At 71.4% G+C, this 11,054-nt stretch carries 11 protein-coding genes; 6 read left to right on the top strand and 5 right to left on the bottom strand.

The window, feature by feature from the left end; translation table 11 throughout:
• The 3 genes from ETD85_RS54840 to mihF all read left to right on the top strand — a co-directional run.
• Positions 1–540: ROK family protein (locus ETD85_RS54840; RefSeq protein ID WP_138697791.1), on the top strand; the 540-nt coding region annotated here is incomplete at its 5' end.
• Positions 541–648: 108 nt separating this feature from the next.
• Positions 649–1,053, top strand: coding sequence for a GlcG/HbpS family heme-binding protein (locus tag ETD85_RS54835; RefSeq protein WP_138697790.1), 405 nt, complete (start codon positions 649–651; stop codon positions 1,051–1,053).
• Positions 1,054–1,156: 103 nt separating this feature from the next.
• Positions 1,157–1,462, top strand: a complete 306-nt coding sequence (gene mihF / locus ETD85_RS54830; protein ID WP_138697789.1) for an integration host factor, actinobacterial type — start codon at positions 1,157–1,159, stop codon at positions 1,460–1,462.
• A 158-nt stretch (positions 1,463–1,620) separates the two neighbouring features.
• Here the strand turns inward: mihF and ETD85_RS54825 are convergent, their stop codons facing one another.
• The gene (locus ETD85_RS54825) at positions 1,621–2,268 is read right to left on the bottom strand and encodes a response regulator transcription factor (protein ID WP_138697788.1); all 648 of its coding nucleotides are present in this window, start codon (positions 2,266–2,268) and stop codon (positions 1,621–1,623) included.
• Complete coding sequence (locus ETD85_RS54820; protein ID WP_138697787.1) at positions 2,259–3,506, bottom strand: sensor histidine kinase; 1,248 nt, start codon at positions 3,504–3,506, stop codon at positions 2,259–2,261. The genes ETD85_RS54825 and ETD85_RS54820 overlap by 10 nt, the downstream gene beginning before the upstream one ends.
• A 184-nt stretch (positions 3,507–3,690) precedes the next feature.
• Here ETD85_RS54820 and ETD85_RS54815 point away from each other — a divergent pair, with 184 nt between their 5' ends.
• Together ETD85_RS54815 and ETD85_RS54810 are read left to right on the top strand one after the other, a co-directional pair.
• Positions 3,691–4,974, top strand: coding sequence for an acyltransferase family protein (locus ETD85_RS54815; RefSeq protein ID WP_138697786.1), 1,284 nt, complete (start codon positions 3,691–3,693; stop codon positions 4,972–4,974).
• Between the two features lie 124 nt (positions 4,975–5,098).
• Entirely contained in the window at positions 5,099–7,606 is a 2,508-nt protein-coding gene (locus ETD85_RS54810; protein WP_138697785.1) for a DEAD/DEAH box helicase, read from the top strand.
• 249 nt (positions 7,607–7,855) lie between these two features.
• On the opposite strand, the gene ETD85_RS54805 is transcribed toward ETD85_RS54810, so the two are convergent.
• Complete coding sequence (locus tag ETD85_RS54805; RefSeq protein ID WP_138697784.1) at positions 7,856–8,422, bottom strand: hypothetical protein; 567 nt, start codon at positions 8,420–8,422, stop codon at positions 7,856–7,858.
• An 8-nt stretch (positions 8,423–8,430) separates the two neighbouring features.
• Between ETD85_RS54805 and ETD85_RS54800 the strand changes: the two genes are divergently transcribed.
• Positions 8,431–8,934: a DUF2087 domain-containing protein gene (locus ETD85_RS54800; RefSeq protein ID WP_379507576.1), complete on the top strand. Its 504-nt coding sequence runs from the start codon at positions 8,431–8,433 to the stop codon at positions 8,932–8,934.
• A gap of 21 nt (positions 8,935–8,955) precedes the next feature.
• Here the strand turns inward: ETD85_RS54800 and ETD85_RS54795 are convergent, their stop codons facing one another.
• Together ETD85_RS54795 and ETD85_RS54790 are read right to left on the bottom strand one after the other, a co-directional pair.
• Entirely contained in the window at positions 8,956–10,500 is a 1,545-nt protein-coding gene (locus ETD85_RS54795) for an alkaline phosphatase D family protein (protein WP_138697782.1), read from the bottom strand.
• Between the two features lie 140 nt (positions 10,501–10,640).
• A partial coding sequence (locus tag ETD85_RS54790) for a helix-turn-helix domain-containing protein (protein ID WP_138697781.1) occupies positions 10,641–11,054 on the bottom strand: 414 nt, incomplete at its 5' end.

Raw genomic sequence — 11,054 nt, 5'->3', positions numbered from 1 at the left:
GGCGCCGAGTTCGGCCACATGCCGCTCAGTGGCGGCGACCGGCCCTGCCCGTGCGGGGCCACCGGCTGCTGGGGCATGGACGTCGGCGCGAACGCCCTGCTGCGCCACGTCGGCCTGGCCTACGGCGGCGGCAGGGGCCGCGAGCAGGCCGAGCTGGTCCTCACCACCAGCCAGGAGGCGGTCGCGGCCAACGCGAGCGCTCTGGGGCGCGGCATCGCGGCCCTGGTGAACGCGCACGACCCCGAGGTGGTCGTCCTGTCGGGCCACGGCGCGGAGCTGTACGAACGGGCCGGACAGACCCTCCTGGCGGCCTGCGAGCCCGGCCTGATGGCGATCCGGCGCGACCACCCGCCCAGGATCGAGGTGTCGGCCCTCGGCTGGCGCGGCTCGCTCCTCGGCGCCATGGAGTCGGTCTTCGACGCCTTCCTCACGCCGGAGGGCCTCGGCCGATGGCGCGAAAACCACCCTGACCAGGGCGGCGACACGCCCGAATCGCGAAATGTGACGCATTCCACCCTTACGGGCGATAAGCCGCTATAAGCCACCCGCCTTCCGAGGCCCCCAGTCGATCTTGCCGGGCCCGCCGCGGCCCTGTACGGATGGAAGGGTCCAATGGGCGCAAGAATCATCACCCGGGGGAAGAGACGCGTGAATCTCGAACTCGCGCTCCGCATGACGGAAGCGGCCGTGCGGCAGGCGATGCGCGAGGGCGCGGCGGTCTCCGTCGCGGTCGTGGACGAGGGCGGCAATCTCATGTCTTTCCAGCGTATGGAGGGTGCGGACATCGCGGGGCCGGTGCTCGCGCAGGGCAAGGCGTGGACCTCGGTGGCCCTGCGCGGATCCACCGCCGAGCTGGCCGGGCGGACCGCTCCGGGCGGGGAGCTCCACGGCCTGGCCGGGGGCCGGTTCACCCTGCTCGGAGGTGGCGTTCCGCTCTGGTCGGACTACGGTGAGGGAGAACGCGTGGTCGGCGGCGTAGGCGTCAGCGGAGGCACGCTCGCACAGGACGTGGCGTGCGCCGAAGCGGCCGCATTGGTGTGGCGAACACGTTGAGCGGGCGCTTTCTGCAACACGAACCGCTGGTATCCGCCATGATTAGCCACTGCACCACGGGTAACAGAACCCGAACGTAAAACTCCCCGAGGAGAGAACTGAGATGGCACTTCCCACTCTCACCCCCGAGCAGCGTCAGGCGGCTCTGGCCAAGGCAGCCGAGGCCCGTGCCGCGCGCACGGCTCTGCTGGGCAAGGTCAAGGCCGGTGAGCTGACGTTCGCTCAGCTGCTCGAGCGCGACGACGACATCGCGAAGAAGATCAAGGTGTCCCAGGCGCTGCGCGCCGTCAAGGGCGTCGGTCCGGCCAAGGCCACCGCGCTGATGGAGGAGGCGGGCGTCGACGAGAAGCGCCGCCTCGGCGGCCTGGGCGCCCAGCAGCGCAAGAAGCTGGTCGACGCGCTCGGCTAACCCCCGAGCGGCCAGGTCCGCGCGCAACGCCGCGCGGACCGGCCAGCGACCCCTCACAAGGCCAGGAGGGACCGGAGAGCGGCGCCGCCCCCGCTCACCGGCGGGCCGGCTGAGGGGTCAGGAGCACAGAGCCGGCACGAACGCTCCCATGGACGCTCTCATGAACGCAGGTAGGTCAGGACGGCGAGCACCCGGCGATGCTGGTCACTGTCCTCCGCGTAGAGCCCGAGCTTGTTGAAGATGCTCCTGATGTGCTTCTCCACGGCCCCGTCACTGATCACGAGCTGCCGTCCGATGGCCGGGTTGGACTTGCCCTCGGCCATCAGCCCGAGCACCTCGCGCTCCCGGGGCGTCAGCTGGGCCAGCGGATCGTCCCTGCGCCTGCGTACCATCAACTGGGACACCACCTGCGGGTCGAAGACGGTCCCGCCCGCGGCCACCCGGCGCAGGCCCTCCATGAACTCGTCGACGTCCACGACCCGGTCCTTCAGCAGGTAGCCCACCGCCCCTCGGGCGTCGGCCAGCAGGTCGTCGGCGTAGGAGACCTCGACGTACTGCGACAGGATCAGCACTGGCGCCCCCGGCACCCGGCGCCGGGCCTCGACCGCCGCCCTCAGCCCCTCGTCGGTGAACGACGGCGGCATGCGCACGTCGACCACCGACACGTCGGGCTTGTGCTCGGCGATCGCCTCGACGAGGGCGTCACCGTCCCCGACGGTGGCGACCACCTCGCAGCCGAACTCCTCCAGCAGCCTGACCAGGCCCTCCCTGATCAGAACCGCATCATCGGCCACGACTACCCGCACGGCACCTCCGCCACGATCACTGTCGGCCCGCCGTCCGGCGACTGCACGGTCAGCTCCCCGTCAACGGCGCGGAGCCGATCGGCCAGGCCGGACAGGCCGTGTCCCTTGGCGACGTGTGCGCCGCCGACCCCATCATCCCCGATCGTGAGCATGAGAATGTCACCGATGCGGACAAGCTGGACGGTGCAGACGGTGGCGCGGCTGTGCTTGGCCACGTTCGTGAGGGTCTCGGCGCAGACGAAGTAGATCGCGTTCTCGGTCGCGGCCTGGTAGCGCTCGACGGTCTGGACGTCCAGGTCCACGGGCACGGTGCAGCGCCCGGCCAGGGCGGCCAGCGCGGGCGCCAGGCCCCGGTCGGACAGGATGGGCGGGGCGATGCCGCGCGAGAGCGCGCGCAGCTCGTCGAGGGTCTCGCGGGTGGCCGAGATGGCCGACTTGATCGTGGCCTGCGCCGCCTCGGGGTCCTTGCTCAGCTGGCGCTGCGCCCTGGACAGCTCCATGGCCAGCGAGACCAGCCGCTGCTGCGGGCCGTCGTGGATGTCGCGCTCCAGCTTGCGCAGCGCGTTGGCCTCGGCGGAGACCGCCGCGGCCCGGCCCTCGGCCAGGTCGTCGATGCGCTCCTGCAGCTCGGCCACGCCGGTCAGCAGCGCCCTGCCGAACCCGGCCCTGATCAGCGCCGCGCCGCGGGTCGCGAACGGCAGCAGCAACGCGAACACCACGCCCACCGTGACGTAGAAGATCGCGTTGGTGAAGTAGCCGTCGCCGAACCCGAGCAGCTCGGGCAGTTCCACGTTGCCGGGGATGCGGGAGGTGACCAGGCCGTACAGCGGGTAGGTCAGCCCGGCGACGGGCAGCGCCCAGAACACGACGGTGAGCACGAACGACAGCACCGCGAACGGGAAGACCAGGATGCCGTGCAGCAGGTCGAGCCAGGACTGGCCGCTCGTCATGGGGTTGACGAGCCTGCGGATCCGGCCGGCCCCCGCCGGGGCGGGCTTGTAGCGCGGGCGTACGGGCGGCCGCTTGAGCACGTCGGACAGCCAGCCCCGCTCCGCGTCGGCGAAACCCCGCGCGACCATCAGCGTGCCGGTCAGCAGCGGCAGGCCGACCCACACGACCGCGGTGCCCAGGCCGGCGGCGAAGCCCGTGATCATGATCACGAAGCCGATGACGGCCGTCGGGAAGCCGACCAGCGTGTAGCGGGTGTCAAGGAGGACACGCCTCATCAGGGAACGCATGTCCTTCACGGTAGGGCCTGGGCCAGGACGCGACGAGCAGGTGTGCCGGTGTCCGGGGGTAGGGCCAGCCCTACCAAGGGGGGTGGTGCGAGATTGACCCCAAGAGGGCGGCTTCCGGCAATGTGCCGGAACGCCCTGGAGGAGAGCCTTGAGCCATCTGCTCCCCGGTGAATAGAGGCTCCCCATGACCGTCTTGCTGGATCGCCCCGTCGCCCCGGCGGTACGGCCCCGCCGCGCGGCGGGCACGCGCACGGCGGCCCGGGACCCGTTCATCGACCTGCTGCGGGTGGCGGGCATGGCGCTCGTCGTGCTCCAGCACTGGACGATCCCCGTGCTGGCCTATGACGGGGTCCGGCTGACCACGGGCAACGCGTTGTCCACCCCGGGCGTGTGGCTGGTGACCTGGATCAGCCAGGTGATGCCGCTGGTGTTCTTCGCCGGCGGCGCGGCGAACGCCATCGGCTTCGGCCGGTCGGTCCAGCCCCCGACGCAGTGGGTGGCGGTGCGGCTGCGCCGGCTGGCCTGGCCGCTGCTGCCGCTGGCCGCCGTGTGGATCCCGCTCCCCCACGTGCTGCTCACGCTGGGCGTGCCCGCCCAGCCGCTGGAGGTGGGCGCGAAGCTGACCGGGCAGCTGCTGTGGTTCCTGGCCGTGTACCTGATCGCCGTCACGGTCACCCCGTACGCGCTGCGCCTGCACGAGAGGTACGGCCTGCGCGTCCCCGCGGCGCTGGCGGCCGGGGCCGTGCTGACGGACGTGGCGCGCTTCACGACCGGCTTCGAGGCCCTCGGCTACCTGAACATCGTCTTCGTGTGGCTGGCCGTGCACCAGCTGGGCTTCTTCTACGCCGAGGGCCGGCTGCGCGGGCTCGCCGGCCGGTTGGCGCTGACGGCCGGCGGGTTCGGGGCGGCGGCGCTGCTGGTGGCGTTCGGGCCCTACCCGGGCAGCATGATCGGCCTGCCGGGCGCCGAGGTCTCGAACATGGCCCCGCCCACGCTCGCCATGCTGGCCGTGGCGGCCGGGCAGATCGGCCTGGCCACGCTGCTGCGGCCGTGGCTCCTGCGGCTGCCCACCGGCCGGCTGCTGGACTGGGCGGGACCGCGGATCATGACGGTGTACCTGTGGCACATGCCGGCCCTGTTCGTGGTCACCGGCGTCGTGGTGGTCCTGCTGGGGATCGACACGCCCAGGCCGGGCAGCGTGTTCTGGCTCGCCGGGTGGCCGGTCTGGTTCGGGCTGCTGTGCCTGGTCATGTGGCCGCTGCTGAAGGGGTTCGCCCGGTTCGAGACGCCGCCCGCGCTGCCGTACGGCAACGGTGGCTGGGGAACCACGCTGGCCGCGGCCGGGCTGGTCGGCGCCGGGGTGCTGACGCTGACCGTCGGCGGCTTCGCGCCCGGCGGCGGGCCGTTCCTGGCCGTGCTCGCCCTGCTCGGCGGGCTCCTGGTGACGGCGCCGCGGTCACGGGTGTGAGGCTGTGGGCTTCGAGCACAGGTGCCGGATCGGCACCGTGCTCCACCGGCTGACCCTCCGGTAGGAGCTCCAGTTTGACCCGAGTGGGCCCGGGCGGTTCGACCACACGGCAAACTTCGGCAGGATAGACACCGTGAGCCTTCTCGTTGACCGCCTGCCCGAAGAGATCGACGCCGATCCCGACGCCATCTTCGACGCGTTCGTCGCCTGGAACGCCGAGCGGGGGCTCACGCTCTATCCCGCCCAGGAGGAGGCCCTCATCGAGGTCGTCTCCGGCAGCAACCTCATCCTGGCCACGCCGACGGGCTCGGGCAAGTCGCTGGTCGCCGCGGGCGCGCACTTCGCCGCGCTGACCCGCGACCTGCGCACGTTCTACACCGCGCCGATCAAGGCGCTGGTGTCGGAGAAGTTCTTCGACCTGTGCGCCGTCTTCGGCACCGAGAACGTCGGCATGATGACCGGCGACGCCAGCGTCAACCCCGGCGCGCCCATCATCTGCTGCACCGCCGAGATCCTGGCCAACGTGGCGCTGCGCGACGGCGCGGCGGCCGACATCGGCCAGGTCGTGATGGACGAGTTCCACTTCTACGCCGAGCCCGACCGCGGGTGGGCATGGCAGGTGCCGCTGCTGGAGCTGCCCAACGTCCAGTTCATCCTGATGTCGGCCACGCTCGGCGACGTGTCGATGTTCGAGCGCGACCTGACCAGGCGCACCGGGCGGCCCACGGCCGTCGTCAAGCACGCCGAGCGCCCGGTGCCGCTGATCTACTCCTACCGGATGACCCCGCTGCACGAGACGCTGGAGGAGATGCTCAGCACCGGGCAGGCGCCGGTCTACGTCGTCCACTTCACCCAGGCCTCCGCGATGGAGCGGGCGCAGGCCCTGATGTCCATCAACATGGCGACGAAGGCCGAGAAAGAGGCCATCGCCACCATGATCGGTGGCTTCCGCTTCACGACGCGCTTCGGCCGGGCCCTGTCCAGGCTGGTCCGCCACGGCATCGGCGTCCACCACGCCGGGATGCTGCCGAAATACCGCCGGCTGGTCGAGCGGCTGGCCCAGGCCGGCCTGCTGAAGGTCATCTGCGGCACCGACACCCTCGGCGTCGGCGTCAACGTGCCGATCAGGACGGTGCTGTTCACCGCGCTGTCCAAATACGACGGCAACAAGGTGCGCCGGCTGCGCGCCCGCGAGTTCCACCAGATCGCCGGGCGGGCCGGCCGGGCCGGGTTCGACACGATCGGCTACGTCGCCTGCCAGGCCCCCGAGCACGACATCGAGAACGCCAAGGCCCTGGCCAAGATCGGCGACGACCCCAAGCGGCGGCGCGGCTACGCGCGCAAGAAGCCGCCGGAGGGGTTCGTGGGCTGGAGCGAGGAGACCTTCCACAAGCTCCAGGAGGCCGAGCCCGAGCCGCTCAACTCCCGCTTCAAGGTCAGCAACGCCATGCTGCTCGCCGTCATCAACCGCCCGGGCGACTGCTTCCAGGCGATGAAGCACCTGCTGACCGACAACCACGAAGACCGCAAGTGGCAGCGCCGGCACATCAGCCAGGCCATCGCCATCTACCGCTCGCTGCTGGCCGGCGGCATCGTCGAGCAGTTCACCGAGCCCGACGAGCAGGGCAGGCGGGCCAGGCTGACGATCGAGCTGCAGGAGGACTTCGCACTCAACCAGGCCCTGTCCACGTTCGCGCTGGCCGCCTTCGACCTGCTCGACCGCGAGTCGCCCTCCTACGCTCTTGACCTGGTCTCCATCGTCGAGTCCATCCTCGACGACCCGCGCCAGATCCTGTCGGCCCAGCTCAAGAAGGCCAGGGGCGAGGCGGTCGCGCAGATGAAGGCCGACGGCATCGAATACGAAGAGCGGATGGAGCAGCTCTCCGAGGTCATGTATCCGATGCCGCTGGACGACCTGCTGCTCGGGGCCTACGAGACCTATCGGCGCGGCCATCCGTGGGTGGGCGACTACACCGTCAGCCCGAAGTCCGTGGTGCGCGACATGTTCGAGCGGGCCATGACGTTCGGCGAGTACATCCAGTTCTACGAGCTGGCCAGGTCCGAGGGCACGGTGCTGCGCTATCTCGCCGACGCCTACCGCACGCTGTCACGCACGATCCCCGAGCATCTCAAGACCGAGGACCTGGTCGACCTGATCGAGTGGCTCGGAGAGCTCGTCCGGCAGGTCGACTCGTCGCTGATCGACGAGTGGGAAAAGCTGACCAACCCCGAGGCCGCGCTGGAGCAGCACCAGCAGCTGGAGACCAAGGTCCGGCCCGTCACCGCCAACACGCGGGCCTTCCGCGTGCTGGTGCGCAACGCGATGTTCCGGCTGGTCGAGCTGTGCGCCATCGAGAAGGAGGACGAGCTGCAGGAGCTCGCCCCCGACGTCGACTGGGGTGCGGCGCTGGACGCCTACTACGACGAGCACGAGGAGATCTTCACCGACGCCGACGCCCGCGGGCCCGCGCTGCTGCGGATCGAGGAGGAGAGCGGGCTGTGGAAGGTGCGGCAGACGATCAAGGATCCGGCCGGCGACGGTGACTGGGGCATCGACGCCCAGGTGGACCTGACCGCGTCCGACGAGGAGGGCCGCGCGGTCCTGCACGTGATCGGCCTCAACCGGCTCTGATCCGGCGATCCGGGCTCGGGTCCGGATTAGCGGTCTGGGCTCGCGGTCTGGGCTCGCGGTCTCGGCCCGCGACCTCAGCTCGCTGCCCCTCCGCTCGCGGCCTCCGCTTGCGGTCCCGCTGAAACGACAAGCCGTGTGCCGGAACGGACTGGCAAGGGCGTCCCGGCACACGCCTGTCGATTCAGTTTCCGTCGTGGAAGGTAGGGGTGATGTCATAACCATGTCCCAAGATCGAGACATTTCCTGAAATCAGCAATTCGCGATGGTGCAGATCTTGGCCAGCATCTTGGTGGCGTCCTTCGTCTGCTGTTTGAAGTCGGCCCTGGCCGGCCGGCCCCATTCGCCGGACACGGTGTAGAGGATCAGGGCGTTCGCGCGGCGGGCCACGATGCCCCGATCCCCGCCGACGGCCGGTTTGCCGCCCTGGTAGGCCTGCCCGGTGAACCTCAGCGCCCTGTCGCCGAGCCCGGCCGCCGGTGCGACCGCGTACCGGTAGTTTTTGGTGCCGCAGGCGCGCGCCGCGGCCTCCAGGTCGCGCATGGCCTTGCCCGCGGCCGCCGCCGAGGAGTAGAGGATCACCTGCTCGGACTTGGCGTAGTCCGGCACCGCCGTGTGGATGAGCGTCCTGGCCGAGGTCCGGCCGCTCTGGCCGAGCCTCGTCTTCTGGCACGGGTTGACGACGAGGGGAGCCGTCTTCTTGCTGCTGGCCGACCAACTCGACTCCGGGTTGTCGTCCTTCTTCGCGGCGGCCTTCTCGTACAGGAGGAAGTTGTTCGGGACGGCGACCGCGGCCGCGAGCAACAATGCAGTGATCATGGGACAAAATGGTAGGGGTGAATGACGAAGAGATCAGGCGCGTCCTCGGGCTGCTCTACCAGGACGACACGTTGAAGACCTTCGCCTCCCTGGTGCTGGGCGGCACCGGCGATCTGTCCCCCAAAGCGCTGCAGAAACTGGCCAGCGGCGGTCTGGCGGCGTGCGACGAGAACGGCGCCTGGCGGGCCACGCCCGAGCGCTTCCGCGACCTGCTGCGGGCCAGCGCCGAGCCCGCCGAGAGCCTGTCCCCCGAAGAGCGGGTGCTGCGCACGTTCCTGGTGGACGGGAGGCTGACGACCATGACGATGCGGCGCGACAAGCGGCTGATCGTGCTGCGCTACATCGCGCTGGTCTTCGAGCCCGGCGTGCGCTACGCGGAGAAGGACGTGAACGTGGCGCTGCGGGCCTTCCACGACGACTACGCCGCGCTGCGCCGCTATCTGGTGGACGAGGACCTGCTGTCGCGGGAGGGCAACGTCTACTGGCGCAGCGGCGGCCACGTCGAGGTCTAGCGGGAGCGCGGTGAGGCCCGGTCAGGCGGGGTTGAGCGCGGGCCGGCCCGGCTCGATGACGAAGGAGCCCGAGGTGTACGCGGGCGCGCCGGGCGCGGAGACGCGGGACAGCGAGCGGAACTCGGCCCGCATCTCCCGCTGGGTGAGCCTGGCCCGCACGTAGCCGCGGCGGCCGTTGAAGAACTTCACGTGCGGGTTCTCCGCCAGGAGGGCCCGGGTGTCGGGGTACTCGTCCAGGCCGTCGCCCGCGCTCGTCACCGACGAGGTGACCAGCTCGACGGCGACGGGCTCGGACCCGGGGTCCCGGTGGTCGCGCCTGACCTCGCCGGCCCAGTGCGAGTGCACGTCGCCGGTGAGCACGACGGCGTTGCGCTCGTATGCGCCGACGGCGGCGGTCAGCCGGTCGCGCGAGGCGACGTAGCCGTCCCAGCCCTCGTTGGAGTAGCCCTCACCCGGGCCGCCGGCCCAGTCCATCTGCATGAAGAAGACCTGCTGGCCGAGCAGGTCCCAGGTGGCGCGCGAGCGCCTGAGCCGGTCGTCCAGCCACGCCTCCTGGTCGCGGCCCAGGATCGTCCTGCCGGGCTCGAAGCGCTCCAGGCAGCCCGCGCCGACCGTGCCGTTCCTGCCGGTGCAGGCGTACGGGTCGCGGTACTGGCGGGTGTCGAGGAGGTGCAGGTTGGCGACCTCGCCCCACCGGATGCTCCGGTGGAGCCTCGCCGCGGCTCCGTCCGGCCGCTGGGCGCGGCGCAGCGGCATGTTCTCCCAGTACGCCTGGAACGCCGCGGCCCGGCGCCGGAGGAAGGGCGTGCCGGGCCGGCCCGGCACGTCGCCGGCCCAGGCGTTCTCGATGTCGTGGTCGTCCCACACCACGACCCAGGGGGCGACGGCGTGCGCGAGCCGGGAGTCGGGATCGGCCTTGTGCTGGGCGTGCCGCACGCGGTATCCGGCCAGGTCCAGGCACTCGCCGCCGGCCTGGTCGCGGACGGGATGGCGGTAGTCGCCGTACTCGTAGATGTAGTCGCCGAGGAAGGCGATCAGGTCGGGCTGGTCCTCGGCCATCCTGCGGTAGGGGGTGAACCAGCCGCTCTGGTAGTCGGCGCAGGAGGTGAACGACAGGTTCAGCGGCCTGCCCCGGGTGCCCGGGGCGGGGGCGGTGAGGGTGCGTCCGGCGGGGCTGAGCTCGCCTTCGGCCCTGAAGCGGTAGAAGTACTCCGCGCCCGGGTCGAGCCCGTCGAGCTCCACGTGCACGCTGTGGGCCGCGTCGCGCCGGGCCACCTCGGTGCCCCGGCGGACGACGTGCCGGAAGTTCTCGTCCTTCGCGAGCTGCCACTGGACCGGGACCGGGCGGTCCGGCATCCCGCCGAAGCCGTCGAGTGCGATCGGGTCCATGGCGAGCCGCGTCCAGAGCACCACGCCGTCATGCGCGGGCTCGCCCGAGGCGACGCCGAGCTGGAAGGGGTCGGACAGAGGGGCGCGCCGGGCCGCCGCGCGCACGGGAGTGGCTCCCAGCGCGGCTGACAGGCCCAGGCCGGCACCTCCGGCGAAAAGTGCCCGCCGGGTGATCATGGGGGTCCTCACTCAGTGGCGTCGCTTCGCCGCCAGCCTGGTCCACGGCGCGTTGCGGAGGGAGTTCACCGGGGGACATCGCGCTGAAGACCTGGTGAAGTTTCGTCTCCGTGCCGCGCCGCGGACCGCCAGGACGGCCGTCACCCGGGTCGCAGGCGGGCCCGGTAGTCGCGGGGCGGCAGGCCGTACTCCTTCTTGAAGGCGCGGCTGAAGTGGAACGGGCTGACGAAGCCCGAGGCCGCCGCCACCTGGCCGACGTCCAGGTCGGTCACCTCCAGCAGGCTCGCGGCGTGGCGTACCCGCGCCTGCCGGACGGCCTGCATGGGGGTCTGGCCGGTCTCCTCGGCGAACAGGTGGGCGAAGCGGGAGGGCGAGAGCGCGACCGCGCGCGCGAGCGAGGCCACCGAGTGGGGGGCGCCGGGCTCGGCGGCGATGATCGCGGTGGCGCGGCGTACGCGCTGGTCCCCGTCGTCGGGGCCGTCCGGGCGCGCCGCGGCGGCGGCCAGCACCAGCACCTCCTCCACCGCGCCCAGCACCAGCTCGCGCGCCGGGCC

Origin of the sequence: Nonomuraea zeae (assembly GCF_005889725.1) — a bacterium.
Classification (GTDB): Bacteria; Actinomycetota; Actinomycetes; order Streptosporangiales; family Streptosporangiaceae; genus Nonomuraea; species Nonomuraea zeae.
This window is presented reverse-complemented; position numbering and strand designations above follow the sequence as displayed.